This window comes from Rhodoferax sp. PAMC 29310 (genome assembly GCF_017948265.1).
Classification (GTDB): Bacteria; Pseudomonadota; Gammaproteobacteria; order Burkholderiales; family Burkholderiaceae_C; genus Rhodoferax.
Genome location: NZ_CP072852.1, coordinates 3,635,527 through 3,660,198, shown reverse-complemented (window position 1 = coordinate 3,660,198; position 24,672 = coordinate 3,635,527). Strand labels below are relative to the sequence as shown.

The following is a 24,672-nucleotide window of genomic DNA, read 5'->3' as shown; positions in this document are numbered from 1 at the left end:
ACCGCAATCAAGCGATTTTAGGGTTTCGCAACCGTCGCACTGGACGGCGTGGGTTCAGCGACAAAGCCAATCCGGTTCAGACCCGCCTTTTGTGCGGTGCCCATAACCTCAACAATACGGCCGTAGGGCACGGCTGCATCTGCCCGGAGTTGCACTTCCGTATCCGGATTGACTTGAGCCGTCTGGCTCAAGCGGCTGATGAGCGTGTCCAAAGGCATGGGCTGGTCATCCAGATAGACCTGCCCAGTCAAGTCCACCACCAGAGTCACCGCAGTCGGCGCGACAGCCGCCGGCGTCGCGTCTGATTTGGGTAAATTGAGTTTGATCGAGCTGGTCAACAAAGGCGCAGTGATGATGAAGATCACCAACAGCACCAACATGACATCGATCAGCGGGGTCATGTTGATCTCGCTAAGTGGCTGCGGACCTGGCGTTCGTTCTAAGCGACCAAAGGACATGGGGCCAAGATCTCCAATCAGGTCGGCAACGCAGACTGGCTCACAGCCAGCTCGCGCAAATCAAGTGCAAAGCCCTCCAGCTCAGCCTCCAAGCGCCCAATGGCACGCCCCAACACGTTGTAAGCCAACACGGCAGGAATTGCCACGGCCAAGCCTGCCGCCGTCATGATGAGCGACTCTCCCACGGGGCCAGAAATTTTGTCAATCGACACCTGGCCTTCTTGGGCAATGCCAATCAGCGCATGGTAAATGCCCCAAACAGTGCCCAGCAGCCCCACAAATGGTGCCGTAGAGCCCACCGTGGCCAGTAAGACCTGGCCATGCTGCAGTTTGGCCAGTGAAAGATGAAGCGCATCACGCAGCACACGGGTCAACTGCTGTGCCCGGTCACCGGCCGCGGCAAGGGTACCCGGCGCCTCCATCTGGGTTGCCAACACCATCGGCGTGAGCAAGGTTTCCCGATCAAATGCTTGGAATTGCTGCAAGGCCGATTCAACGGACGGCGACTGCCAGAACGCGGCCACACAGCGCAAAACATCCTGACTGGCGCGACGCAGCAACCAGGACTTCCACAAAATTACCACCCAACTGCCAACCGACATGGCCAACAGCAGCAGCACAACTGCCATGCTGACTGCATCGCCTTGGAACAGCAAGTGGGCAAGGTTCATTTCAGATTAAGGACATCGAACATGTCGAACAAACCAGTTTTCTGAACACTCAAAAAACGGGCTGCACGCAGGCTACCCTGTGCGTAAGTCGCTCGACTGGAAGATTTGTGGGTGATCTCAATGCGCTCACCTGTGCCAGCAAACAGCACTGTGTGATCCCCCACGATGTCTCCACCCCGAATGGTCGCAAAACCAATGGAAGATGGATCACGCTCACCGGTGACACCTTCACGGGCATAGACCGCGCAATCCTTCAGATCACGACCCAGCGCATCGGCGATGACTTCCCCCATTTTCAAGGCCGTGCCCGACGGAGCATCCACCTTGTGGCGATGGTGGGCTTCAATGATTTCGATGTCATAGCCTGTCGACAAGGCCTTGGCCGCCATCTGCAGCAGCTTGAGCGTGACGTTGACGCCGACGCTCATATTGGGCGCCATCACAATGGCAATGTCTTTGGCTGCGGCCGAAATTTCAATCTTTTGCGCGTCGGTGAAGCCGGTCGTGCCAATGACCGCATTGACGCCCAACTCGCGGCACACTCGCAAATGCGCCAGCGTCCCCTCAGGGCGGGTGAAGTCAATGAACACATTGGCATTGGAGAGACCCAACGACAGATCGGCCGTAATGGTGACGCCGCTTTGATGCCCGAGAAACGCAGCAGCATCAGCCCCCAGCGCCGAACTACTGGGCACATCCAGTGCGCCCGTCAACAAACAATCGTCAGAAGCCCTGACGGCCTCAATCAGCATCTGGCCCATGCGGCCGGATGCGCCCGCAATGGCAATTCTGTTGGTCATGGTGAATATGCTATGAAGAGGCAAGCCCGGCTTAGCGGCTTGCGGGTTCCAGTGGAGGGTAGCTGGCGGGCAGCGGTGCGAGCGACTTGACATCAACCACCTTGGCAGGCGTTGGCAATTGCTTCAATGCCTCCTCAGACAACTCAAGTACGGGCACTTTGACTGCTTTGCGACCGGAATCCAACAACGCCACGAACTCCGCCTCGGTGGGCAATTCATCCGCCTCGACGCGCTCAAGGACTTCACCTTTAAAAAACACGGTGACCTTGCGGGCTTGCGACTCAATTCCTTGGCGTTTGAAGGTGAAAACATAATCCCAACGATCCACGTGAAAAATGCTGGTCAACAACGGGGTACCCAGAATATTGCGCACATCAATGCGACTCATGCCGAGCTGAAGCGCCGCAGCCTGCTCTTTCGACACGAAGTTGCCCTGCACAATATCAATCTTGTACGGCGTGACAACGCTGGCAATACGGCCACTCGCGGAATTCAAACTGCCACAGGCTGCCAAGCCCGCACTTACCGCCAACAGGAAGGACAAACGGGCAAAGAGTCGTTGAAGATCAGACATGGGTCAAGATGTAGCGATATGATGGATCATTGTACTGGTTGCACCTGAGAGGCATAGCCCATCCCAGGGCAACAAAGAGAAACACCATGACAAACATCGACGAACTCAAAAACACGGGCCTGAAGGCCACTCTGCCCCGGTTGAAAATTCTGGAAATTTTTCAGAAAGGCGGCCAGCGCCACATGACGGCCGAAGACGTGTTTCGCGTCCTACTGGATGATCGCTCCGATGTGGGGCTCGCGACGGTTTACCGTGTATTGGCACAATTCGAGCAGGCGGACATCCTGTCGCGCAGCCACTTTGAAAGCGGCAAGGCGGTCTATGAGTTGAATGAAGGCGAGCACCACGATCACCTGGTTTGCCTGGACTGCGGCAAAGTGGAAGAGTTTTACGATGCGGAGATTGAGAAGCGTCAGAACGCCGTAGCGAAAGCCAAGGGATTCAAGATTGCGGATCACGCCTTGAGTCTGTACGCCCATTGCACCACTGAAAAGTGCCCTCACCGGCCGGTCAACACGCGCCATCAAGCGTCTTAAGCAAGCGTAAAAGCTTACTCGCCGCCGCCCATGGCTTTTTGGTGGCGCTCCACAAACTCCTGGTAGGTGTCGATTCCGCGCAATTGAAGAATGGTGTTGCGCACAGCGGCCTCCACCAAAACCGCGATATTGCGGCCGGCAACCACTTGAATCACGACCTTGCGAACGGGCACACCCAATACATCCTGGGTGAGTGGCTCATAGGGAATGCGCTCGTACTCCCGCTCCATGGTTTCTCGACGTACCAGATGAACGATGATCTTGAGACGCATTTTCCGACGGACGGCGGTCTCACCAAAAATGCCACGAATATCGAGCAAGCCAATGCCGCGCACCTCCAGCAGATTCATTAGCAATTCAGGGCACCGCCCCTCAATCGTGTCTTGATTGATACGAAAGAGGTCGACCGCATCGTCAGCGACCAAGCCATTGCCGCGAGAAATCAACTCCAGCCCCAATTCACTTTTCCCCAGTCCAGACTCGCCCGTAATCAAAACACCCAAGCCAAGAATATCCATGAAGACCCCATGCATCGTGCTGCGGTCCGCAAAATGTTTAGACAGGTAGGCACGTAGCACATCGATCACGAACGCCGATGAGTCGCGGGTGGCAAACATGGGGATTTGGGCCCGCTCGCACATGGAAAGCAGAGCTTCTGGCGCCACTTTTCCATCGGCCAGTACCAAGACTGGCGGCTCCAGCGTCACGATGCGGGAGATTCGCCGGGCACAGTCTTCGGGAGTTGAGTTGGCGAGATAGGCAATCTCTCGCTCACCGAGAATCTGAACGCGGTAGGGATGGATGTAGTTGAGGTAGCCGACCAAGTCGGCTCCAGATGTCGCAGCGCTCACGGCCACTTCATCGAAGCGGCGCTCTGAGGCGCCCAGACCGGCCACCCACTCCCACTTCAATATGGCACGGAACTCCTCAAAGAGGACATCTGCACTGACCACATTGGGCTTCAAATGAACTCCAGTGAATCAGGGCCGAGACAACAGCCTCAGACCGCTTGAGCAGACTGCCAACCGGCAATCAGACTGTGCAACTGGACTGCGTCATCGCTGTTCACCAGTTTTTCGCGCAATACAGCGTCGCTGAGCATCTCAGCTATCTCGGACAGAATCTCCAGATGCTTTTGAGTGGCCGCCTCGGGGACCAGCAGAAATATCAATAAATTGACAGGCTGCTCATCCGGCGCGTCGAAACTAACCGGATGTGCCAGCTGAAAAACGGCCGCCATGGGCGCTTTCAACCCTTTGATCCTGCCGTGGGGAATAGCAACACCATGCCCCAAGCCAGTGGACCCCAAGCGCTCCCGAGAGAAGAGGCTGTCCGTAACGAGGGCACGACTCAGACCATGAAGATTCTCAAACAGCAAGCCAGCCTCTTCAAAAGCTCTCTTTTTGCTAGTGGCATCAACGTGCGCAAGCACTTGATCAGTGGTCAGAATGGAAGCAAGACGGTTCATATATGGTTGGGAATTATGCACCCAAGCATAGACGGACACAAAAAAAGCCGCTCAATTCCTGAGCGGCTGATCCAAATTGGAAATTGGGATGGGTTACATCAGGCGCTTGGGCGCCTCATGATGGTGATCCTGCAGGCGATCCTTGTGGCGCACAACCTGACGGTCCAGTTTGTCCACCAAATCGTCCACGGCAGCGTAAAGATCGGAGTGTGAGCTTTCTGCAAACATGTCAGATCCTTTGACATGGATATTGCACTCGGCACGCTGCCTTCGCTCCTTTTCCTTCTGTTTCTCCACTGTCAGCAACACTTTGACGTCAACAACTTGGTCAAAGTGCCGAATGATCCGATCAAGCTTGGTCGTGACATAACTGCGCAGGGCTGGTGTGACTTCGAGGTGGTGACCGCTGATCGTCAAGTTCATAAATTGCCTCCTAGTGCTTTCGGGGTTGAAAAAGCTGTCGTCCAAATCACTATGCCCCCGATCAACCGTATTTGCAACGCCTTTTTATGACGCAGCGCAGCAAAATTAGCCCTTATTCATTGGGCACAAACGCTTTTTGCGGGGCGCGGTTTTTGTGCTTGCCGGCACCGAGAAAAACCCTGCACAATGTGAGGAATGAGCCTAGAAACCGTCTTGCACGCCAGCCTGCTTCGCCCTCCCCGACCGGCCACAGCGCTGGTGCTCATGGGCGGGGGTGCGCGAACAGCGTACCAAGTCGGTGTGCTTCGGGCATTGGGGGTGATTCTCGGCAAGCGCGCAGCGTCGTTGCCCAACGCCTTTCCCTTTCAAATTCTGGTGGGCACCTCGGCAGGGGCCATCAATGCTGCGTGCCTGGCAGGGTATGCGACGCAGGGTTTGGCCGCTTTTGAGCAACTGGCGCAGTTCTGGTGCGACCTGCGATCATCGGGGGTCTACCAACTCAACGTCTCCCGGTGGACGCGTTTCAACAAATACTTGGCAGCCTGGAGCCTGTCCCGGCACGCGCGAGCCAATGGTGCGATTCTCGATAACAGTCCATTGATGGACACGCTGTGCCGAGCGCTGTCGCTGCCCGGCATTGAGGCGGCGCTGCTTGACCGAACCATTGATGCGCTGGCAATCACTGCCTCAAGCTACACCAGCGGCGTGCACCGCACGTTTTGCCAGACTGCCCAGCCTGACAGCTTTTTGGGTTGGAGCCGACCAGGCCGATGCGCCGAAGCTCAGGTCATTTCGCCCGAGCACCTGATGGCATCCAGCGCCATCCCCTTTCTTTTTCCCTCGACACGCCTCATGGCCGCCGGCCAACCGGAGTTTTTTGGGGACGGCTCCATGCGGCAGGTCTCGCCGTTGTCCCCCGCCATCCACTTGGGCGCGCAGAAGGTGTTCGTGGTGGGCGTCGGTCAACCGGAACGATCAGGATTTTCCGGGCGTGGCTCGCACCCAGCCGCCCATGGTCCGACCCTGGCCAGTATTGCGGGACACACCATGGCCAGCGTGTTTCACGACACCTTGCAAGCTGATGTCGAGCAAACCAATCGGGTGACGAAAACCATCCAGAATCTGCCCAGAAGCACCGCGGACGATCTGCCCTTCAAAAGCATTGACGTCATGCTGATTCAGCCCACACAGTCACTGGATGCTTTGGCGCAAGCCCATCTGGGCGCACTGCCCTTGTCCACCCGACGCGCCTTGGCGGGCCTGGGCGTCTTGCGTGGTGGTGGCGGGACCTTGGCCAGCTACCTGCTATTCGAGCCTGACTTCGTGCAGGCGTTGATCGCCATGGGCGAGAGTGATGCCTACGCTAAAAAAGCTCAGCTTCTCGACTTTTTCAAGTCGCCGGCCTTGGCCGCAGTGCGATAATTTCCCATTCCATTTACCCGGAGACAACGCCTTGGAATCCAGTCCCAGTCGCTAGCTTTCACCCCCCTTCGCTGCATCGGGGTTGAAAGCCGACCCACCCCAAACCACCCGATGCCAGTAACCCAGGGGAGTCCCTCATGCTCAATATTTTCACGCTTGCCAATGGGCGACTGTGCCAGGAAGAAATTGAATCGCTGGAAGAGTTGTCGCGTTTCAAGCCCATCTGGGTAGACCTGGAGTCCCCCACGCTGGAAGAAAAGCGCTGGATCATGCAGTACTACGGGCTGTCCATTCCGGCGGATGCGATGGACGAGGACATTGAGGAATCGGCCCGCTTTTACCGGGAAGAAAACGGCGAACTACATATTCGAAGCGACTTTTTAGTCCCCGATGACGCGCAACCCCACACCGTGCGGGTTGCATTTATTTTGAATCTGGATAACCCTGAACTCAAGAGCAAAGGGGTGCTCTTTTCGATTCACGACGAAGACGTGCCTGTGTTTCGGCTCCTGCGCATGCGGGCGCGCCGGGCGCCGGGTTTCATTGAAGACGCCAAAGAAGTGCTGCTGAAGCTGTTTGACGGCGACGCCGAATACTCTGCAGACACATTGGAAGACATTTACGACGATTTGGAGAAGGTCAGCCGCAAGGTGCTTTCCGGCGACGTGACGGATGCCATGGCCGGCGAGGTTTTGGGGGCCATTGCCAGGCACGAAGACATGAGTGGTCGCATTCGCCGCAACGCGATGGACACCCGCCGTGCCGTCAGCTTCATGATGCGCAGCAAGATACTGAGCAGCGATCAGTTTGAAGATGCGCGCCAGATTCTGCGCGACATTGATTCATTGGACTCACACACCGCGTTTCTTTTTGACAAGATCAACTTCTTGATGGACGCCACAGTGGGTTTTATCAACATCAACCAAAACAAGATCATCAAGATTTTCTCGGTGGCCAGCGTGGCGCTACTACCCCCGACCCTGATTGCCAGTCTGTACGGCATGAACTTCAAATACATGCCGGAACTGGACTGGGCACTGGGCTACCCCTACGCCTTGGCGGTCATGGTCAGCAGTGCCGTGATTCCCATGATCTACTTCCGAAAACGCGGTTGGTTGAAGTAAAAAGAGGCGTTACCGCTTATTCTGCCTGCGATGGCAGCTACTGTAACGATAGCAAATCCATGAGCTGATGGACAATGGCCCGGGCATATGGGCTGGCCACCTCGGCCACAAAGGCGGGGAAATCGACGTGGGCCTGGTCGTCAGCCCGGTCCGAGATGGTGCGCACTGCGGCAAAGGGCACTCCATAGTCCGCGCACACCTGCGCCACCGCAGCACCCTCCATCTCCACCGCCAAGGGCGGCATGCCCGCCACCGTCAGGTCATTCACCAGTTGTAAAGCGGCACTGGCACTGCACACGAATTGGTCTCCGGTGGCGATCATGCCGCTATGAATTTGGGCATTGCCGTAGCGAGCATGGGAGGCGAACTCACCCTCAGCGCCCGTCAGCCCTTGATGAGCTGCTTTTAGAAGCAGAGCACTCAGGGAATCATCACAGGGCCAGTTGGCGCGACCAGACAGCGGTATTTCGTAGCGAGGAAATAAGGGCGACGCGTCCATGTCATGCTGGACAAAGCCCGTGGCAAGCACCACATCGCCCACCTGCACGCCCGGGCCAACCCCACCGGCCACGCCGGTGAACACCACGCGACTCACCCCAAAGGCCTCAATCAGCGTCGTGGCGGTGGTCGCAGCGGCCACTTTGCCCACACGGGACAAGGCCAGCACCACCGGTTGACCTTGACGCTCACCGCGCCAAAACTCGCGGCCCGCACGCACGATGCGAACCGGGTCGACCAGTTGCTCAATCAGCCCATGCTGCTCTTCAGGCAGCGCGCTGAGGATGGCGGTGACACTCAATTATTGGGTGCGAAGTTCACGACGCAGAATTTTGCCCACCGGGGTTTTAGGCAGATCGGCGCGAAACTCGATCACCTTGGGCTGCTTGTAGCCGGTGAGGTTTTTCTTGCAGAAGGCGCGCACTTGCGCTTCAGTCAAAGCGGGGTCTTTCTTGACAATGACCAACTTCACCGCCTCGCCCGTTTTGGCGTCGGGCACACCGACACAGGCGCACTCCATCACCCCCGCCATTTGAGACACGACGTCTTCCAGTTCGGTCGGGTACACATTGAAGCCGCTGACCAGAATCATGTCTTTCTTGCGATCGACGATTTCGAAGAACCCCCGCTCGTCCATCACGCCGATGTCGCCGGTCTTGAAGTAGCCATCGGTAGTCATGACCTTGGCGGTCTCATCAGGACGCTGCCAATAACCGGCCATGACCTGAGGCCCTTTGATGGCGATCTCGCCAGATTGCCCCATGGGCACGTCCTGCCCATCGTCATCCAGCAGCTTCATCGCAGTGTTGGACACTGGCACGCCAATGGTGCCGGTGTAGTCCTTCGAGGTCACCGGGTTGCAACTCGCAATTGGCGCCGTCTCGGACAGGCCATAACCTTCACAAATGGGGCAGCCTGTTTTCTCAAACCACAACTTGGCCACGGCGCTTTGCACCGCGGTACCACCGCCTACCGAAACCTTCAAATGACTCCAGTCCACGGTGTTGAAGTCGGGGTGATTGGCCAAGCCATTGAACAGCGTGTTGACCGCCGGGAAACTGTGAATGCGATGCTTGGCCAGCTCTTTGAGCACGCCCGGGAGGTCACGCGGATTCGGAATCAGGACCAGCTTGCCGCCCGTTCGCATGGACAACATCATGCCGACCGTGAAGGCGAAGATATGGTAGAGCGGCAAGGCGCACACGCTGGTGGGCTGCTCGTTGGCAGGCACCTGCTTCATGACCGGCTCGTTCCAAGCTTCTGCCTGAAGCACATTGGCCAGCACATTGCGGTGCAGCAAAACCGCCCCCTTGGACACGCCCGTGGTGCCACCGGTGTACTGAAGCACGGCCACGTCATCAGGCGTCAGATTCGCCGGCTTCACTGTGCCTCTGCTGCCGCGCGCCACCGCTTCGTTGAAGCGCACCGCGGTCGGCAAGTTGTAGGCCGGCACCATTTTTTTGGCATGGCGCACCACGTAATTGACCAAGGCGCCCTTGAGCAAGCCAAGCTGATCGCCCATGGCGCACAGCACCACATGCTTGACCGGTGTGGCGGCCAGACATTTTTCCAGCGTGGCAGCAAAGTTCTCGATGATGACAATGGCTTTAGAGCCGGAATCTTTGAGCTGGTGCTCCAGCTCACGCGGTGTGTACAAGGGGTTGACGTTCACCACCACGTAGCCCGCCCGCAGAATGGCTGCCACCGCCACCGGGTACTGGGGCACGTTGGGCATCATGATCGCAACGCGGTCGCCCTTTTCCAAGCCCAGGCTTTGCAAATAGACCGCAAAGGCCTGGCTCAGGCTGTCCGTTTGGCCGTAGGTCACCTCTTTGCCCATGAAGCTGTAGGCAGTGCGACTGGAAAACGCTTTGAAACTCTCCTCCATCAGGGCGACCAGGGAGGTGTACTGCGTCATGTCCAGGTCCGCAGGAACACCTTCGGGGTAACTTTTGAGCCAAATGCGATCTGTCATGTCCATGCCTTCATCTACGTATTCAAAGGGCGACATTTTCGCCCCAGACACAGGCGGCCTCGCCTGTGTTTTCCCTAGGAGTTCAGAGAGAGAACCCTCTAAATCACGCCACGAATCACTCGATGGCTTTGCCCATGTCTTCCACCACTTTTTTGGCGTCGCCAAACACCATCATGGTCTTGTCCATGTAGAACAACTCGTTGTCCAGACCCGCGTAGCCCGCAGCCATGCTTCGTTTGTTGACGATGATGGTTTTCGCCTTGTAGGCTTCCAGAATCGGCATGCCGTAAATGGCGCTGCCTTTGACATGCGCCGCAGGGTTCACCACGTCGTTCGCCCCCAAGATGATGGCCACATCGACCTGGCCAAATTCGCCATTGATGTCTTCCATCTCGTGCACCTGGTCGTAAGGCACTTCGGCCTCGGCCAGCAACACATTCATGTGACCCGGCATGCGCCCGGCCACCGGGTGAATCGCGTACTTGACCGTGATGCCCTTCTCGGTGAGCTTGGCAGCCAGCTCCTTGACCGCGTGCTGCGCACGGGCCACGGCCAGACCGTAACCGGGCACGATGACCACGGTTTCGGCATTGCTGAGCACAAAAGCGGCATCGTCAGCGCTGCCGGATTTGACCGGACGCTGAACGGCAGCACCGGCGACCGCCGTAGTGGCCTCGCCGCCAAAACCACCCAAGATCACGTTAAAGAACGAGCGGTTCATGGCCTTGCACATGATGTAGCTCAGAATCGCGCCCGAGCTACCCACCAGTGAGCCGGCCACGATCAGCATGGCATTGTTTAAGCTGAAGCCAATGCCCGCGGCAGCCCAGCCGGAGTAGCTGTTCAGCATGGACACCACCACGGGCATGTCAGCGCCACCAATCGGGATGATGATGAGCACGCCCATCACAAAGGCAATCGCCAGCATGGCAAAAAAGGCGGTCCAGCTCTCGGTGAAGGTGAACATCAAACCCAGACCCAGCATGGCAAGGCCCAGAATCAGGTTGAGCTTGTGTTGCCCGGCAAACTGCACGGGAGCGCCCTGGAACAAGCGGAACTTGTATTTGCCTGAGAGCTTGCCAAACGCAATCACCGAGCCGCTGAAGGTAATGGCACCAATGGCCGCACCCAAGAAGAGCTCCAGGCGATTACCCGTAGGAATGGCGCTGCCCTTGGCGGCAATGCTGAAGGCCCAAGGCTCAGCCACGGCGGCCACGGCAATGAACACCGCTGCCAAACCAATCATGCTGTGCATGAAGGCCACCAGCTCCGGCATCTTGGTCATCTCGACGCGCTTGGCCATGATGGTGCCGGCGGTGCCGCCCACCAGCAGGGCGCCAATCACCCAGGTCATGCCGGCCATGCCGTTTTGGCCCATTTGATCGGCCAATTTGAAGATCAGCGCGGCGGTGGTGACGATGGCCACCGCCATGCCAATCATGCCGAACAAATTGCCCCGAATCGAGGTGGTGGGGTGGCTCAAGCCTTTGAGCGCCTGAATAAAGCAGACGCTGGCAAAAAGGTACAGCAGGGTAACGAGATTCAGGCTCATTGCGCACCCTCCTTCACAGCGACTTTTTTCTCTTTCTTCTTGAACATTTCCAGCATGCGCCGGGTGACCATGAAGCCACCAAACACATTCACCGCCGCCAGCGCCACGGCCAGCACGCCCATGGTTTTGCCGAGCGAGGTTTCGGTCAGCGCAGCCGCCAGCATGGCGCCCACGATGACGATGGCGGAAATCGCATTGGTCACCGCCATCAAAGGCGTGTGCAAGGCGGGGGTGACCGTCCAAACGACGTGGTAACCGACGTAAATCGCCAGCACAAAGATGATCAGGTTAGTGACCGTGGGGGACAAGATATCCATGGTGTGGTTCGCTCCTGGTTGAACTGGCTTATTTGCGTTTGACTTCGCCGCCCTGGGCCATCAGGCAGGCGGCAACGATGTCGTCTTCCATGTCCACATGCAAGGCGCCTTCCTTGTTGATGATCAACTTCAGAAAGTCCAGCACGTTGCGGGCATAGAGGGCGGAGGAGTCTGCCCCCACCAGCGCGGGCAGATTGGTCTCACCGACGATGGTCACACCGTGTTTCAGCACTGTCTTGTCGGCTTCCGACAGCGGGCAATTGCCGCCGACACCGCCCGGGCCTTTGCCAGCCGCGATATCGATGATGACGGAGCCCGGCTTCATGGACTTGACCATCTCCTCAGTCACCAGCACCGGGGCGGGCCGCCCCGGAATGAGCGCTGTGCTGATCACGATGTCGGCCTGCGCCACGCGTTTGGCCACTTCGGCTTTTTGGCGATCGAGCCAGCTTTGCGGCATGGGCTTGGCATAACCGCCCACCCCCACAGCCGCTTCTTTTTCTTCAGGGGTGTCATACGACACATCAATGAACTTGCCGCCCAGCGACTCCACTTGCTCTTTCACGCTGGGGCGCACGTCGGACGCCTCAATCACCGCGCCGAGCCGCTTGGCGGTGGCAATGGCTTGCAGGCCGGCCACCCCCACGCCCAGAATGACCACACGCGCCGCTTTCACGGTGCCGGCAGCCGTCATCAGCATGGGGAAAAAGCGCTGGTATTTGTCCGCCGCCATGATCACGGCCTTGTAGCCGGCAATGTTGGCCTGGCTGGAGAGCACGTCCATGCTCTGCGCCCGCGTGGTGCGGGGCGCGGCTTCCAGCGCAAAGCCGGTGAGCTTGGCGTCGGCCAGGCGTTGCAGGCCGGGCGCATCAAACGGGTTGAGCATGCCGACCAAGGTGGTGCCCGGCTTCATCTGCGTGGCCTCGTCGTCGGACGGGGCCCGCACTTTGAGCACCAGTTCGCAGGCATAGGCGCCTGCCGCATCGGTGATCTCAGCGCCCACAGCGGTGTAGGCCTCGTCCGTCACGCTAGCGGACACTCCGGCACCGGACTGGATACGCAGGGTGTGGCCTTGCGCCTTCAATTTCTTGGCCGTCTCGGGGGTCACGGCAACGCGGGTTTCTCCCACCGTGGTTTCAGTGGGTACGCCAATCAGCATGGAGCGACTCCTCGTCGTTAGGGTTACAGATGTGAGCTAATCGCCGAGCTTACATGAGATTTACGTCAGTTCTCATAGGCTAAAACCCGGCAGACGCACCGGCGAAAAGCCTCGAAAGGCGCGGTCCGCGTCGATAATTCAGCATGAATACACGTTGGACACCAAGCGTTACCGTGGCTGCAATCATCGAGCAGGACGGCAAATTTTTGCTCGTGGAGGAGCACACCATTGAGGGGCTTCGCCTCAACAACCCGGCCGGTCACCTGGACCCTGGCGAAAGCCCGGCCGATGGCTGCGCCCGAGAGGCTTTAGAGGAGACCACCCACTCGTTTCAACCCACGGCACTGGTGGGTGTGTATTTATCCCGCTTTGAGAGGCCCGCCCGGGGCGAGTCGCCGGCGCAGGACATCACCTACGTGCGCTTCGCCTTTTGCGGCACGGTGGGCCCTGCGCAAACCCACCTGGCGCTGGACACCGGCATTGTTCGCACCCTGTGGATGACGCCTGACGAAGTGCGTGCCAGTGCGGGCCGCCACCGCAGCCCGTTGGTGGTGCGCTGCATGGAAGACTACCTGGCGGGGCGCCGCTATGCCCTGGATCTGGTGCACACCGATTCCAGCGTCATCAGCGCGCTTTGAGCGACAACCGGATAATCAGCATCCTATGAGCAAGCAATCTATTGGGCAACGTGTCGTGGTCGGGTTGAGTGGCGGCGTGGACTCGGCGGTGACCGCCTACCTGCTGAAGCAGCAAGGCTACGACGTCATCGGCATCTTCATGAAAAACTGGGAGGACGATGACGACTCCGAGTACTGCGCCTCCAACATCGACTTTGTGGACGCCGCCGCCGTGGCGGACGTGCTGGGCATCGAGATCGAACACGTCAATTTCGCCGCCGAGTACAAAGACCGGGTGTTTGCCGAGTTTCTGCGCGAATACAGCGCTGGGCGCACGCCCAACCCCGACATTTTGTGCAACGCCGAGATCAAGTTCAAAGCCTTTCTGGACCACGCCTTGCGCCTGGGCGCCGAGAAAATTGCCACCGGCCACTACGCCCGTGTACGCCTGAATGATGCCACGCAAAAACACGAGCTGCTCAAAGGCCTGGACCCGTCCAAAGACCAAAGCTACTTTTTGCACCGGCTGAACCAGACGCAACTCTCCAAAACGCTGTTCCCGGTGGGCGAGATGCACAAAACCGAAGTGCGCCGCATTGCGGATGAAATTGGCCTGCCCAACGCCAAAAAGAAAGACTCCACCGGCATTTGCTTCATTGGCGAACGCCCGTTCCGGGACTTTTTGAACCAGTACATTGCCAAAGAGCCGGGACCGATCAAGGACGAAAAAGGCCGCACCATTGGCCAGCACGTGGGCTTGAGCTTCTACACCCTGGGCCAGCGCCAGGGTCTGGGCATTGGTGGCCTCAAGGCCAAAGGTGCGCAAAAAGGCGGGGGCGAGCATGCGCCCTGGTTTGTGGCGCGCAAAGAGATGGAGAAAAACACGCTGTGGGTGGTGCAAGGCCACGAGCACCCGTGGTTGCAGTCGCTTGAACTCAGCGCCCAAGACCTCAGCTGGGCGGCAGGCGTCGCCCCCGCGCCCGGCACCTACACCGCCAAAACTCGCTACCGCCAAGCCGACGCGCCGTGCTCCTTAAGCTTGGGCGAACAAGACGCCACTGCGCACCTGCGCTTCCCGGAGCCGCAATGGGCCGTGACCCCCGGCCAGTCCGCCGTGTTGTACGACGACGACGTGTGCCTGGGCGGCGGGGTGATCACGGGCTAGTGTTGCGAAAAACGCTATTACTTCAATAGCTTCTCCCGCAGGTGGAATAAGCGCTAGAGGCCTATTTCTCTTGTGAAATCAACCCATTCGCGCAAGCATGGTTTCCATGTCTTTGAGCATGCTGTCCAGCTTTTCTTGTTGGGCCTCGTCGGGGTTCAGGCAGTTTTTCAGCTCTTGCTCCATGAAGCAGGCTGTCATGCGCAGGTAGGTGCTGTCCAGGGCTTTGCGCACGGCTGAGAACTGTTGGCCGATTTTGAGGCAGCTTTCGCCCTCTTCCACCATGCGTTGAATGCCGCGGATTTGGCCTTCGGCCCGTCGCAGGCGGTTGAGAACGTCGGTTCTGGCAGAAGCGTTGGTCAGTGCAGTCATTTATTTCTCCTCAACGGGGTCGATTACTTGAGCTTTTGGCCCAGGGCGTCCACCACCTCCACCACCACGGCAATGCCCTGGCCCACGCTTTGGGTCACGGTGCAATAGCTCTCAAACGTGCTCAGCACGCGGTCCAGGTGCTCCAGCGAGGCGGCCGGCACGCCCAAGGTCAGTACGGCCTTGATCTCCAGCACACGCAAGCGACCTTCGGCGTTGCGGCCCACCTGGGCATGCACATCGCAGCTGAGGGGCTCAGGCGCCTGTTTGAATTTGCGCAGGGCAAACAGCAGCGAGTCCGACAGGCAGTTGCCCACGGACGCAGCCAGCAGTTGTACCGGCGACGGGCCCAAGCCGGCGCCCAGCGGGGCGGGTTCATCACCCATGAAGCTGGGCACAGTGCCGCCAAAGTGAATGTCAAACTGGTAGTCCTGTTTTTGCTTTAACTGGACGTGAATAGCGGTGTCGCTCATGAAAATCCTTCAACGGTGAAAAAACCGGTGGACGAAGCCACGGGCGCGGTCATTGTCAGTTGGCGCACCCTATTTTCGACTCTGGCACACCCAGTTTTTTGAGAATGATGCCCAGCGGGCAAAAATTGGTGAAACCCGACTGAAACAGGTTGACGCCCACAAAGGCGGTAAACGCCAGCGCCCATTTGCTGACAAACAGCGGGCTGCCCTCCACGCCGAGCGCGAGGGAAATCATGATGAAGAGGCCGGCAAAAACCAAAATATAGCGTTGAACAGTCATGGGGAGACTCCTGTGGATTGAAGGGAAAAGGGGTGAAGGGATGACTACTTCAAGCGCTCAATGCCGAGCAGCTTGAGCACGTACTTTTCGTAGACGGGCTCGGAGTTGCCGGTTTTGATCTTTCGCATGAAGTACTTTTCAAAGGCAATCTTGGCCAAGTGCACCCACTTGCCTTTTTTGAACCAGTTGACATTGCGCGGCGGGATTTGCGGCAGAGCCACAAAGGCGGCGCCGGTGTCGCCCATGTCAGCGAGGCAAATGGCGTTCCAGGTGCCTTTGGCCTTGGGCTCTTTTCCGGCCAGTTCGTCGGCAATGTTGTGGGCAATGGCGCCCACCATGCTTTCGATCATGTAGACGGTTTTCGGCGTGCCGGTAGGAACGGGCGTCACTTCCACGGGCGGAATGGCCACGCACACGCCGGCTGAGAAGATGTTGCGGTAGGCCTTGCTGCGCTGAAACTCGTCAATCAGCACCATGCCACGCGGGTTGCACAAATTGGGCACGGCCGCCACCGCGTCGACCCCTTTGAAGGCCGGCAGCATCATGGACAGTTTGAAGTTCACTTCATGCTCTTTGTAGGGCTGGCCCAAGTCGTCGAGCTGGGTGACGAACATCTTGCCGTCTTCCACGCGGGTGGTTTTGGCGTTGGTGATCCACTTCATGTCGCGCCCGCGCATTTCGGACTCCAGCATGGACTTGCTGTCGCCCACGCCACCCAAGCCGAGGTGGCCAATGTAAGGCTCGCTGGTAACGTAGGTAATAGGCACTTTGTTGCGCAGCTTGCGCCGGCGCAGGTCGGTGTCCAGAATGAAGGCGAACTCATAGGCAGGGCCAAAGCAGCTGGCACCCGGCATGGCGCCAATCACGAGAGGGCCCGGGTTTTCCAGAAACTTTTCGTAATCGGCAAAAAAGGCCTGTGCGTGGTCCACGCTGCACACCGAGTGGGTGAAGCCTCCACCGCCGGCGTGCACCGGGCCGGCGCTCGGAATTTCGTCAAAAGCGAGTTTGGGGCCGGTGGTGATGATCAGATAGTCGTAGTCCACGGTGTCCCCGCCTTCCACCGTCAGGCGGTTGGCGGCGGCGTCGATCTGGGTCACGGGCTTGCCGATGAAGTCAATGCCTTTTTTCGCCAGGTAGGGTGCGATCTCCAGAGTCACCTCATCACGTTTTCGCCAACCCACGCCGACCCAGGGATTGCTGGGCACAAACTGAAAGTAGCTGGTGGCGTTGATGACGGTCACGCGGTGCGCGTCTTTGTCCAGCAGTTCGCGCAGCTCGTAGGCGGCAGGAACGCCGCCAATACCAGCACCCATGATGACGATGTGGGCCATGATGTGTCTCCTTCAAGGTTGGTTTGCTTCAAGTGGTCAGGTGGGATCAACAGGGATCGAGTTCGCGTCTGCGCGCGATGCCACGCGCTTGTGGAACAAGGCGTAATACAGCACTGGAATGACCACCAGCGTGAGCAGGGTGGAGACCAGAATGCCAAAAATGAGCGTCACGGCCAGGCCGTTGAAGATGGGGTCATCCAGAATAAAGAAGGCGCCAATCATGGCGGCCAGCCCGGTCAACGCAATGGGCTGAGCCCGAACGGCCGCTGACTGCACCACGGCGTCTTTGAAGGCCATGCCCTGGCGAACCTGCAACTCAATAAAGTCGACCAACAAAATGGAGTTGCGCACGATGATGCCGGCCAGTGCAATCATGCCGATCATGGACGTGGCCGTGAACTGCGCACCTGTCAAGGCATGGCCGGGCATGACGCCAATGATGGTCAACGGAATGGGCGCCATGATGACCAGCGGCGTGAGGTAGCTGCGAAACTGCGCCACCACCAGCAGGTAGATCAGGATCAGGCCCACACCGTAGGCGGCGCCCATGTCGCGGAAGGTCTCGAACGTGATTTGCCACTCGCCGTCCCACTTGGTGGCGTACTGGCGGTAGTGATCGGTCGGTTGACGAATCCAGTACTCGCCCATTTCCCCGGTGCCGGGTAAGGCAGCGTCTGCCATCTTGTCGCGAATGGCAAACAGGCCGTACAGGGGCGAGTCCAGCTTGCCGGCCATGTCGCCAAACACATAACTCACGCCCTGCAGGTCTTTGGTGAAGAGTGGTTTGTCAATGACGCCGCGCTCAACCTGCACGAGTTCGGACAAAGGCACCATCTGGCCATTGGCCGCGCGCATGGGCAGTGCCAGCAAGGCATCTAGCCCGAACTGAGAGGACAGTGGCAGTTGCAGGCGAACCGGCACCGGGTATTTGGACTGTCCGTCGTGCAAGTAAGTGGCGTCGGTGCCAGACAGGGCCATGGCCGCCGTCTGGGCTACCGCAGAGACGGGAATGCCCAGCGACTCAGCGCGTTGACGGCGCACCCGCAGGTAGGCGCGGGGAGCGTTTTCTTTGACCGAGGTGTCCACACCCACGATATCGGGGGTTTGTGAAAACGCATTGGCAATGCGACCGGCCAGGACCTGACGGCCGGCTTCATCCGGGCCATAGACCTCGGCCACCAAGGGCGACATGACGGGCGGGCCGGGTGGCACTTCGACCACCTTGATGCGGGCTTGGTGGCGCTCGCCAATTTTCTCTAGCTCAGGCCGCAGGCGCTGGGCGATGACGTGGCTTTTCTCCGAGCGGTGCGCCTTGTCCACGAGGTTCACCTGCAGGTCGCCCTGATCAGGGTCCGCCCGCAGGTAGTACTGGCGCACCAGGCCATTGAAGGTGATGGGTGAGGCTGTGCCGGCGTAGGCCTGCAGGTTCAGCACCTCGGGCTGTTGGGCCAAAAAGGCACCGAGTTCATGCAGAGTGGCGGCCGTGTTTTCAAGCGGCGTGCCAGCGGGCATTTCAACCACCACCTGAAATTCGCTCTTGTTGTCAAAGGGCAACATCTTCATGACGACCCACTGCACAAGGGTCAGCCCGACGGAGAGCATGAGCGCCACGAGAATGCCGAGCAGCAGCAACCAGCGTTTGCGCGCACTGTCCAGAAACGGCGTCAGCACGCGGGTGAACAGGGCTTGCAGCTTGGGGCCCAATCCCTTGGGTGCGGCATGATCTTCACCGGCGTGGCCGTGCGGCTTCATCAGTTTCAGCGCCAACCAGGGGGTGACAGTAAAGGCAATCGCCAGCGACAAGGCCATGCCGAGGCTGGAGTTGATCGGGATCGGGCTCATGTACGGGCCCATCAGCCCGGACACAAAAGCCATGGGCAACAAGGCGGCGATGACCGTCAAGGTGGCCAGGATGGTGGGCCCACCCACCTCATCCACCGCGCGGGGAATGATCTCTTTGAGGGTGGCCTGCGGCGTGAGTTGCTGATGGCGGTGGATGTTCTCCACCACCACAATGGCGTCATCCACCAGGATGCCGATCGAGAAAATGAGCGCAAACAGCGACACCCGATTCAGGGTAAAACCCCAGGACCAAGATGCGAACAAGGTCGCGGTGAGGGTCAAGATAACGGCGGCGCCCACAATCACAGCCTCCCGTCGCCCAAGGGCAAAGCCCACCAAAAGAATCACCGAGCCTGTGGCGAATGCCAGCTTTTGAATCAGCTTGTTGGCTTTTTCCGCGGCGGTTTCGCCGTAGTCGCGGGTGATGGTGGTCTCTATGGACGAGGGAATCACGGTGTTGCTGAGCGTGGCGATGCGGTCTCGCACTGCCCGTGACACATCGACTGCGTTTTCGCCGGGCTTCTTGGTCACGGTGATCGTCACCGCCGGGTACACACTGCCGGCGGGTGCCGACGCTGCGGCTTCATTGCTCACGGTGCCCACGCCCGGCGTGAACCACACGTAGCGCTGGGGCAGTTGAGCGCCCGTTTCGATGCGGGCGACTTCACGCAGGTACACCGGCAAGCCCTGGCTGACGCCGACGACCAAGTCCCCGACATCCTGTTCGGAGCGCAGAAATTCACCCGTCACCACGCTGAGCATTTGGGGCGAGGCGCCACTGGCGTCCAGCACCGAGCCCGAGGGCATGGCGGCATTGGACGCCGCCAAAGCCTGTCGTAGCGCCAGCACATCCACACCTCGTTCGCGCAGACGAACCGGGTCGAGCCACACATACACCGCCCGTCCGGGGCCGCCGATGGTTTGCACCTCGCGGGTGCCGGCCACGGCTTTGAGCTCGCTCTCGACGGCGTGCGCCACGCGCTCTAATTCCGCGCCAGACGCGGCGTCACGACTCCAGAGCGTGACCCCCAGCACCGGCACGTCGTCAATACCCATGGGTTTGACAATGGGGGTCAGGGTGCCCAGCTCACGCGGCAGCCAATCCTGATTGGCATTGAGCACGTCGTACAGGCGCACCAAGGCTTCGGTCCGTGGCACACCAACCTTGAATTGCACAGTCAGCACGGCCATGCCGGGGCGGGCCACCGAGTAGGTGTGTTCGATGCCCGCAATCTGGCTCAAGACCTGCTCGGCCGGGCGGGCCACCATGTTTTGTACATCGACACTGCTGGCTCCAGGGAAGGGAATCAGCACGTTGGCCATGGTGACGTTAATTTGAGGTTCTTCCTCACGCGGCGTCACCATCACGGCGAACAAACCCAGCAGCAAGGCCACAATGGCCAAGAGCGGCGTCAGCGCATTGGACTGAAATGCCGCGGCGATGCGCCCTGACACCCCCAAAGACGTGGTTTCTTTCATAGCCACCTCACTGCGCCGCAGCGGGTTGCGCGCCTGCCAGGCCGGCTTTCACCGGGTCCAGCGCCACGCGGTCGCCTGCGGTTAAACCGGCCAAAACTGCCACGCCTGCCTGCCCTTGGTCAGCGCCCAGTCGAATCGCCTTGAGGACGAATTGGGTGCCTGAGACGACATAGACAGCAGTGAGTTCGCCGCGCCGCAGAATAGCGGCCTGCGGCAGCACCATGCGCTCTTGCTGGCCCGAAGCAAAGCGGACCCGAACCTGCTGGCCCGGCAACAGAGCGCGACCCGCCTCTGGCGACAACTCCAAACGCCACTCAATGGTTTGGGAGACCGGGTCGGCCGTCGGCATACTGCTGAGCGATGCAGGACGAACCCACTGGAGTCCCCCGCTGGCGCCGGGCACGGCCACCTCGATCACCCCAGCAGATCGCGCAGCCGCCGACCGCGATACCGGCACCTGCACCACCACGCGAAGTGGCTCGGGGGCATAAATCGTCAACAGGGGCTTGCCTGGCACCGCCAAGTCGCCCGCCTCAGCCTGCGCCTGCAGCACCCAACCGTCGAACGGCGCGCTCACGCGAGTGAAACCTTGCGCCAAAGCAGACTGTTTGGCGCCCGCACCGGCCTGGTCGCGCCCAGCCTTGGCACTCTTTAATTGTGAGTCAGCTGTATCCAGCGCCGCGGCGCTGACAAAGCCTTTGCTTTGCAAATCGCGAGTACGGTCAAACTGAGACTGAGCATTGCGCAATTCCGCTTGGGCTTGGGCGACCTGGGCTTGACTCCGTTCGACGCCGGTGAGCGCCTCCCGATCGTCAATGGTGGCCAGCAATTGCCCCGCCTTCACCTTGTCGCCCGCTTTTACAAGCATTGAACCGATTCGCCCGCCCGCCTGGGCGGAAATGATGCTTTGTTTAACGGGCTCAATGACACCGTCTAACTCAAAGCCGGAACCGACAGACTGCACTTGCGCCGCGACGGTAGGCACCTGAACACCGCCTTGCGCGGCGGCAACGGATGCAACCAAGGCTCCCAGACAAAGCAAGGCAGCAGGCAAACCTCGCGCCGGCCGCCAGGGTGGGAAGTGATGGAGTGAACGCATAGCCAGTCCTTTTTAATACTGAACCTAGTATATAAACATACCCCCACCAGTACAAGATCCATGATCCATGATCACAGTGTGATTTTTTGGGCAGCCGAACTAGCGCACTGAAAAATTGCGCTGCTACTATCAAGCGCCCATTGCTACAGATCCGGAGCAATGGGTCGATATTTGTACTGACGCCCCGGTTTCTGCTCATTCACATTCGGATCAAACCCATGTTTCACGCCACTCGAAATGCCGACGGGACGATTCAATCCCTGAGCCGACAATCCTCAGCCAACAGCGAGTTTCTGGATGAGCAGGACGCAGAGGTGCGAGTGTTTCTGCACGCACGATCGGTTGAACCGGCACTGGTGTCGCGTCCCGTGTGATCATGTTCCCGTCCGCAGCTGGCCCTTATTCAAAGCTCGCCAGTTGATGCGGGGCGTGATTGCGTCCTTACAAGGAGAGAAGACGTCATGAGTCAAGCCCATCCCTGCGCCCGAACCACCCCTCGCACACGCGCTGAGATAAGGACCTCGCCCGCTGGTGCCAGTGCGCTGGCCGACCGATACAACATCACGCCCGCCACCGCTCGCAAGTGGAAAGAGCGCGAGGATTCAGAGGATCGCTCCCACCGCCCGCGTACGTTGAAGACGACGCTCAGTCCAGCGCAGGAGCAACTTGTTGTCGAGCTTCGGCGCACAGTTCTACTGCCCCTGGACGACCTGCTGGCGATCACCCGCGAGTTCATCAATGCCGCTGTTTCACGCTCAGGCTTGGACCGTTGTTTGCGCCGCCATGGCGTCTCCGATCTGAAAGGCCTGCTGCCACAAGTTGAGGGGGAGCCTGCGCCACTGAAAACCTTCAAGGACTACGAGCCTGGATTCATACACATTGACATCAAGTACCTGCCGCAGATGCCTGATGAGACGAAGAGGCGCTACCTCTTTGTGGCCATTGATCGAGCGACACGGTGGGTCTATTTCCACATTTACAACGACCAGACTGACGTCAGCAGTACCGATTTTTTGCGTCGACTGAGAAAAGTCGCGCCGATGAAAATTCAAAAGATTCTGACTGACAACGGAAGTCAATTTACCGACCGTTCTACAGCCAAGAGCAAACAAGCCACGGGCAAGCATACGTTCGACATCAGCTGTGCCGAGATGGGTATCGTGCATCGCCTGTCGCCCCCACGCCATCCGCAAACCAATGGCATGGTGGAGCGCTTCAATGGGCGCATCAGCGGCTGAGCTGGAGGCGACTCTGACGCTCTATTTAAAGACCTACAACCACCATATCCCGCAGCGGGCTTTGAAGCACCAAACACCTATTCAAGCTTTGCAGAAATGGCGCGCAGGAAAACCTGATTTGTTTGTCAAGCGAGTTTATGAACAGGCGGGACTTGACACCTAATTGCAATTTCCTTAATCGGATTCACGATCGGGAGCGTCTGCGCGCAAACACCGGCGACGCTAAAGGAAGCCGTTGAGCGAGCGGTTTTGCAGAATCCAGAGATTAAACTCAAGTTCCAAAATCTCGAAGCAAGTCGCAGCGAGCAGGAGGCAGCCAAAGGCGGCTGGCGCCCTCGCGTTGACCTTGAGGCCGCAGTGGGACCAAAGAGTTACTTGACCCCAAGCACTGCGGCGTCGTCTTACAGTGGATCATCTGCCACCATTCAATTGCGCCAAACCCTTTTTGGAGGGTGTAAGAAGTTTTGTGTAAACGGTTATTTGGCAGGAAACTGCTGTCTTGCATGGAGCCGAGATGACCGTAGAGATGAAACCCTTACCCGCCGAGCTGATTGACGCCCTGTTGGCCGACTACAAAAAGCCCGAAGACCTGATTGGCCAGAATGGCCTCTTGACGCAGCTCACCAAAGCCTTGGTCGAGCGAGCTTTGCAAGCCGAATTGACCGGCCACCTGGGTCACGGCAAGAACCAGTTGGTTGCCAATGAAGCGGGCAACACCCGCAACGGGTGCAGCAAGAAAACGCTCAAAGGCGATTTTGGCCAGCTACCCATAGAAATCCCCCGTGACCGCGCCGGCACCTTCGAGCCCCAACTGATTGGCAAACACCAGACCCGCTGGAGCGGCTTTGACGACAAGATACTGTCGCTGTATGCCCGAGGCATGACGGTACGCGAGATTCAAGGCCATCTGCAGGAGATGTACGGCGCCGAAGTGTCTCCTACCCTGATTTCATCCGTGACCGACGCCGTCATGGACGAGGTCAAAGCCTGGCAGTCGCGCCCCTTGGAGGCGCTGTACCCCATCGTCTACATGGACTGCATTCACGTCAAGGTGCGCGACAACGGTACTGTGCGGGTCAAGGCCCTGTACTTGGCCATTGGCGTCAACCTGGACGGCCTCAAAGAGGTACTGGGCCTGTGGATGGCCCAAACCGAAGGGGCCAAGTTCTGGCTGCAGGTGGTGACTGAACTGAAGAATCGGGGCGTGGCTGACATCTTTATCGCCTGCGTAGATGGGCTCAAAGGTTTCCCTGACGCCATTGAGGCAGTCTTCCCCAAGGCGACGGTGCAGCTTTGCATTGTTCACATGGTGCGTCACAGCCTGAACTTCGTGGGGTGGAAACAGCGCAAGGAAGTCGCCGCGGATTTGCGGCTGATTTACGCTGCGCCCACTGAATCCGAAGCTGAGCGACAACTCACGGCATTCGAGGTCAAATGGGACGATTCCTTCGCTCCGATTGGGCGCTCCTGGCGGCGCAACTGGACACACTTGATACCGTTCTTTGAATACCCGCCAGACATCCGAAAAGTGATTTACACGACCAACGCCATTGAGTCCGTGAACATGAGCCTGCGCAAAATAACCAAGACCCGCGGCTCGTTCCCATCTGAGGACGCAGTGTTCAAGCTGTTCTATCTGGCACTGAACAACATCAGCCAGAAATGGACGATGCCGATTCGGGATTGGAAGGCTGCTCTGAACCGCTTTACCATTCAGTTTGACGAGCGCATGCCGCGCGTCTAACTTAACCGCCGTTTACACAAAATTCGGGACACCCTCCCTTTTTGACGGGAACGCAACCAAC

Annotated in this window: 26 protein-coding genes and 1 pseudogene; 9 read left to right on the top strand and 18 right to left on the bottom strand. The window is 58.8% G+C overall.

Going from position 1 to position 24,672, the window contains the following annotated elements; translation table 11 throughout:
* Positions 1 to 17: 17 nt before the first annotated feature.
* Genes J8G15_RS17005 through J8G15_RS16990 form a run of 4 tightly spaced genes read right to left on the bottom strand, consistent with a single transcriptional unit; the run spans position 18 to position 2,503 of the window.
* Entirely contained in the window at positions 18 to 458 is a 441-nt protein-coding gene (locus J8G15_RS17005) for a biopolymer transporter ExbD (protein ID WP_210543646.1), read from the bottom strand.
* 17 nt (positions 459 to 475) lie between these two features.
* The gene (locus tag J8G15_RS17000; protein ID WP_210543644.1) at positions 476 to 1,129 is read right to left on the bottom strand and encodes a MotA/TolQ/ExbB proton channel family protein; all 654 of its coding nucleotides are present in this window, start codon (positions 1,127 to 1,129) and stop codon (positions 476 to 478) included.
* Positions 1,126 to 1,929 carry a 4-hydroxy-tetrahydrodipicolinate reductase gene (dapB, locus tag J8G15_RS16995; protein WP_210543642.1) on the bottom strand — a complete coding sequence of 268 codons (804 nt, stop codon included), beginning with the start codon at positions 1,927 to 1,929 and terminating at the stop codon, positions 1,126 to 1,128. Before dapB ends, J8G15_RS17000 begins: the two co-directional genes overlap by 4 nt.
* A 31-nt stretch (positions 1,930 to 1,960) precedes the next feature.
* On the bottom strand, positions 1,961 to 2,503 hold the full coding sequence (locus J8G15_RS16990) for an outer membrane protein assembly factor BamE (RefSeq protein ID WP_210543640.1): 543 nt from the start codon (positions 2,501 to 2,503) through the stop codon (positions 1,961 to 1,963).
* Between the two features lie 86 nt (positions 2,504 to 2,589).
* Here J8G15_RS16990 and fur point away from each other — a divergent pair, with 86 nt between their 5' ends.
* On the top strand, positions 2,590 to 3,039 hold the full coding sequence (gene fur / locus J8G15_RS16985) for a ferric iron uptake transcriptional regulator (protein ID WP_210543639.1): 450 nt from the start codon (positions 2,590 to 2,592) through the stop codon (positions 3,037 to 3,039).
* A 14-nt stretch (positions 3,040 to 3,053) separates the two neighbouring features.
* Here fur and hprK read toward each other — a convergent pair whose 3' ends face one another.
* From hprK to hpf, 3 genes are all read right to left on the bottom strand, one after another.
* Complete coding sequence (gene hprK, locus J8G15_RS16980) at positions 3,054 to 4,004, bottom strand: HPr(Ser) kinase/phosphatase (RefSeq protein ID WP_210543637.1); 951 nt, start codon at positions 4,002 to 4,004, stop codon at positions 3,054 to 3,056.
* 35 nt (positions 4,005 to 4,039) lie between these two features.
* Complete coding sequence (locus J8G15_RS16975; protein WP_210543635.1) at positions 4,040 to 4,507, bottom strand: PTS sugar transporter subunit IIA; 468 nt, start codon at positions 4,505 to 4,507, stop codon at positions 4,040 to 4,042.
* Positions 4,508 to 4,600: 93 nt separating this feature from the next.
* Positions 4,601 to 4,930 carry a ribosome hibernation-promoting factor, HPF/YfiA family gene (gene hpf / locus J8G15_RS16970; RefSeq protein WP_210543633.1) on the bottom strand — a complete coding sequence of 110 codons (330 nt, stop codon included), beginning with the start codon at positions 4,928 to 4,930 and terminating at the stop codon, positions 4,601 to 4,603.
* A 195-nt stretch (positions 4,931 to 5,125) separates the two neighbouring features.
* Between hpf and J8G15_RS16965 the strand changes: the two genes are divergently transcribed.
* Positions 5,126 to 6,352: a patatin-like phospholipase family protein gene (locus tag J8G15_RS16965; RefSeq protein WP_210543631.1), complete on the top strand. Its 1,227-nt coding sequence runs from the start codon at positions 5,126 to 5,128 to the stop codon at positions 6,350 to 6,352.
* Between the two features lie 137 nt (positions 6,353 to 6,489).
* Entirely contained in the window at positions 6,490 to 7,476 is a 987-nt protein-coding gene (corA, locus tag J8G15_RS16960; RefSeq protein ID WP_210543629.1) for a magnesium/cobalt transporter CorA, read from the top strand.
* 37 nt (positions 7,477 to 7,513) lie between these two features.
* Here corA and J8G15_RS16955 read toward each other — a convergent pair whose 3' ends face one another.
* The 5 genes from J8G15_RS16955 to J8G15_RS16935 all read right to left on the bottom strand — a co-directional run bounded on the left by J8G15_RS16955 (position 7,514) and on the right by J8G15_RS16935 (position 12,977).
* Positions 7,514 to 8,275, bottom strand: a complete 762-nt coding sequence (locus tag J8G15_RS16955) for a 5'-methylthioadenosine/adenosylhomocysteine nucleosidase (RefSeq protein WP_210543627.1) — start codon at positions 8,273 to 8,275, stop codon at positions 7,514 to 7,516.
* Positions 8,276 to 9,949 (bottom strand): long-chain-fatty-acid--CoA ligase, encoded by a 1,674-nt coding sequence (locus tag J8G15_RS16950; RefSeq protein ID WP_210543625.1) that lies wholly within the window; start codon positions 9,947 to 9,949, stop codon positions 8,276 to 8,278.
* Positions 9,950 to 10,064: 115 nt separating this feature from the next.
* Positions 10,065 to 11,501 carry an NAD(P)(+) transhydrogenase (Re/Si-specific) subunit beta gene (locus tag J8G15_RS16945; protein ID WP_210543623.1) on the bottom strand — a complete coding sequence of 479 codons (1,437 nt, stop codon included), beginning with the start codon at positions 11,499 to 11,501 and terminating at the stop codon, positions 10,065 to 10,067.
* On the bottom strand, positions 11,498 to 11,818 hold the full coding sequence (locus J8G15_RS16940) for an NAD(P) transhydrogenase subunit alpha (protein ID WP_210543621.1): 321 nt from the start codon (positions 11,816 to 11,818) through the stop codon (positions 11,498 to 11,500). Before J8G15_RS16940 ends, J8G15_RS16945 begins: the two co-directional genes overlap by 4 nt.
* Before the next feature lie 28 nt (positions 11,819 to 11,846).
* The gene (locus J8G15_RS16935) at positions 11,847 to 12,977 is read right to left on the bottom strand and encodes a Re/Si-specific NAD(P)(+) transhydrogenase subunit alpha (protein WP_210543619.1); all 1,131 of its coding nucleotides are present in this window, start codon (positions 12,975 to 12,977) and stop codon (positions 11,847 to 11,849) included.
* 143 nt (positions 12,978 to 13,120) lie between these two features.
* Between J8G15_RS16935 and J8G15_RS16930 the strand changes: the two genes are divergently transcribed.
* Both J8G15_RS16930 and mnmA read left to right on the top strand, forming a co-directional pair.
* Positions 13,121 to 13,615 (top strand): NUDIX hydrolase, encoded by a 495-nt coding sequence (locus tag J8G15_RS16930; RefSeq protein ID WP_210543618.1) that lies wholly within the window; start codon positions 13,121 to 13,123, stop codon positions 13,613 to 13,615.
* A gap of 25 nt (positions 13,616 to 13,640) precedes the next feature.
* Positions 13,641 to 14,759, top strand: coding sequence for a tRNA 2-thiouridine(34) synthase MnmA (gene mnmA, locus J8G15_RS16925; protein WP_210543616.1), 1,119 nt, complete (start codon positions 13,641 to 13,643; stop codon positions 14,757 to 14,759).
* A 78-nt stretch (positions 14,760 to 14,837) separates the two neighbouring features.
* Here mnmA and J8G15_RS16920 read toward each other — a convergent pair whose 3' ends face one another.
* From J8G15_RS16920 to J8G15_RS16895, 6 genes are read right to left on the bottom strand one after another with little or no spacing between them, the layout of a single operon-like run.
* Complete coding sequence (locus tag J8G15_RS16920) at positions 14,838 to 15,128, bottom strand: metal-sensing transcriptional repressor (protein WP_210543614.1); 291 nt, start codon at positions 15,126 to 15,128, stop codon at positions 14,838 to 14,840.
* A 23-nt stretch (positions 15,129 to 15,151) separates the two neighbouring features.
* Positions 15,152 to 15,598, bottom strand: coding sequence for an OsmC family protein (locus tag J8G15_RS16915; RefSeq protein WP_210543612.1), 447 nt, complete (start codon positions 15,596 to 15,598; stop codon positions 15,152 to 15,154).
* Positions 15,599 to 15,653: 55 nt separating this feature from the next.
* Entirely contained in the window at positions 15,654 to 15,878 is a 225-nt protein-coding gene (locus J8G15_RS16910; RefSeq protein WP_210543610.1) for a DUF2892 domain-containing protein, read from the bottom strand.
* A 44-nt stretch (positions 15,879 to 15,922) separates the two neighbouring features.
* Positions 15,923 to 17,209: an NAD(P)/FAD-dependent oxidoreductase gene (locus J8G15_RS16905; protein ID WP_210543608.1), complete on the bottom strand. Its 1,287-nt coding sequence runs from the start codon at positions 17,207 to 17,209 to the stop codon at positions 15,923 to 15,925.
* 36 nt (positions 17,210 to 17,245) lie between these two features.
* A complete protein-coding gene (locus J8G15_RS16900) occupies positions 17,246 to 20,530 on the bottom strand; it encodes an efflux RND transporter permease subunit (RefSeq protein ID WP_210543606.1) in 3,285 nt (1,094 codons plus the stop codon).
* A gap of 7 nt (positions 20,531 to 20,537) precedes the next feature.
* Positions 20,538 to 21,629 (bottom strand): efflux RND transporter periplasmic adaptor subunit, encoded by a 1,092-nt coding sequence (locus J8G15_RS16895; RefSeq protein ID WP_210543604.1) that lies wholly within the window; start codon positions 21,627 to 21,629, stop codon positions 20,538 to 20,540.
* A 218-nt stretch (positions 21,630 to 21,847) separates the two neighbouring features.
* Here J8G15_RS16895 and J8G15_RS16890 point away from each other — a divergent pair, with 218 nt between their 5' ends.
* The 4 genes and pseudogenes from J8G15_RS16890 to J8G15_RS16875 all read left to right on the top strand — a co-directional run bounded on the left by J8G15_RS16890 (position 21,848) and on the right by J8G15_RS16875 (position 24,611).
* Positions 21,848 to 22,003 carry a hypothetical protein gene (locus J8G15_RS16890; RefSeq protein ID WP_210543603.1) on the top strand — a complete coding sequence of 52 codons (156 nt, stop codon included), beginning with the start codon at positions 21,848 to 21,850 and terminating at the stop codon, positions 22,001 to 22,003.
* 87 nt (positions 22,004 to 22,090) lie between these two features.
* Positions 22,091 to 23,030: pseudogene (locus J8G15_RS16885) on the top strand (IS481 family transposase).
* A gap of 86 nt (positions 23,031 to 23,116) precedes the next feature.
* On the top strand, positions 23,117 to 23,422 hold the full coding sequence (locus J8G15_RS22165) for a TolC family protein (protein WP_210543601.1): 306 nt from the start codon (positions 23,117 to 23,119) through the stop codon (positions 23,420 to 23,422).
* Positions 23,382 to 24,611 (top strand): IS256 family transposase, encoded by a 1,230-nt coding sequence (locus tag J8G15_RS16875; protein ID WP_210542233.1) that lies wholly within the window; start codon positions 23,382 to 23,384, stop codon positions 24,609 to 24,611. Before J8G15_RS22165 ends, J8G15_RS16875 begins: the two co-directional genes overlap by 41 nt.
* Positions 24,612 to 24,672 lie beyond the last annotated feature (61 nt).

Coding starts and splice junctions, on each gene's coding strand:
- hpf (WP_210543633.1), bottom strand. CDS start 4,930: ATGAACTTGACGATCAGCGGTCACCACCTCGAAGTCACACCAGCCCTG.
- J8G15_RS16935 (WP_210543619.1), bottom strand. CDS start 12,977: ATGCTGATTGGCGTACCCACTGAAACCACGGTGGGAGAAACCCGCGTT.
- J8G15_RS16900 (WP_210543606.1), bottom strand. CDS start 20,530: ATGAAAGAAACCACGTCTTTGGGGGTGTCAGGGCGCATCGCCGCGGCA.
- J8G15_RS16890 (WP_210543603.1), top strand. CDS start 21,848: ATGTTTCACGCCACTCGAAATGCCGACGGGACGATTCAATCCCTGAGC.
- J8G15_RS16990 (WP_210543640.1), bottom strand. CDS start 2,503: ATGTCTGATCTTCAACGACTCTTTGCCCGTTTGTCCTTCCTGTTGGCG.
- fur (WP_210543639.1), top strand. CDS start 2,590: ATGACAAACATCGACGAACTCAAAAACACGGGCCTGAAGGCCACTCTG.
- J8G15_RS16920 (WP_210543614.1), bottom strand. CDS start 15,128: ATGACTGCACTGACCAACGCTTCTGCCAGAACCGACGTTCTCAACCGC.
- J8G15_RS16950 (WP_210543625.1), bottom strand. CDS start 9,949: ATGACAGATCGCATTTGGCTCAAAAGTTACCCCGAAGGTGTTCCTGCG.
- J8G15_RS16875 (WP_210542233.1), top strand. CDS start 23,382: ATGACCGTAGAGATGAAACCCTTACCCGCCGAGCTGATTGACGCCCTG.
- dapB (WP_210543642.1), bottom strand. CDS start 1,929: ATGACCAACAGAATTGCCATTGCGGGCGCATCCGGCCGCATGGGCCAG.
- J8G15_RS16905 (WP_210543608.1), bottom strand. CDS start 17,209: ATGGCCCACATCGTCATCATGGGTGCTGGTATTGGCGGCGTTCCTGCC.
- mnmA (WP_210543616.1), top strand. CDS start 13,641: ATGAGCAAGCAATCTATTGGGCAACGTGTCGTGGTCGGGTTGAGTGGC.
- J8G15_RS16965 (WP_210543631.1), top strand. CDS start 5,126: ATGAGCCTAGAAACCGTCTTGCACGCCAGCCTGCTTCGCCCTCCCCGA.
- J8G15_RS16915 (WP_210543612.1), bottom strand. CDS start 15,598: ATGAGCGACACCGCTATTCACGTCCAGTTAAAGCAAAAACAGGACTAC.
- J8G15_RS16910 (WP_210543610.1), bottom strand. CDS start 15,878: ATGACTGTTCAACGCTATATTTTGGTTTTTGCCGGCCTCTTCATCATG.
- J8G15_RS17005 (WP_210543646.1), bottom strand. CDS start 458: ATGTCCTTTGGTCGCTTAGAACGAACGCCAGGTCCGCAGCCACTTAGC.
- J8G15_RS16895 (WP_210543604.1), bottom strand. CDS start 21,629: ATGCGTTCACTCCATCACTTCCCACCCTGGCGGCCGGCGCGAGGTTTG.
- corA (WP_210543629.1), top strand. CDS start 6,490: ATGCTCAATATTTTCACGCTTGCCAATGGGCGACTGTGCCAGGAAGAA.
- J8G15_RS16930 (WP_210543618.1), top strand. CDS start 13,121: ATGAATACACGTTGGACACCAAGCGTTACCGTGGCTGCAATCATCGAG.
- J8G15_RS16940 (WP_210543621.1), bottom strand. CDS start 11,818: ATGGATATCTTGTCCCCCACGGTCACTAACCTGATCATCTTTGTGCTG.
- J8G15_RS16975 (WP_210543635.1), bottom strand. CDS start 4,507: ATGAACCGTCTTGCTTCCATTCTGACCACTGATCAAGTGCTTGCGCAC.
- J8G15_RS16945 (WP_210543623.1), bottom strand. CDS start 11,501: ATGAGCCTGAATCTCGTTACCCTGCTGTACCTTTTTGCCAGCGTCTGC.
- J8G15_RS17000 (WP_210543644.1), bottom strand. CDS start 1,129: ATGAACCTTGCCCACTTGCTGTTCCAAGGCGATGCAGTCAGCATGGCA.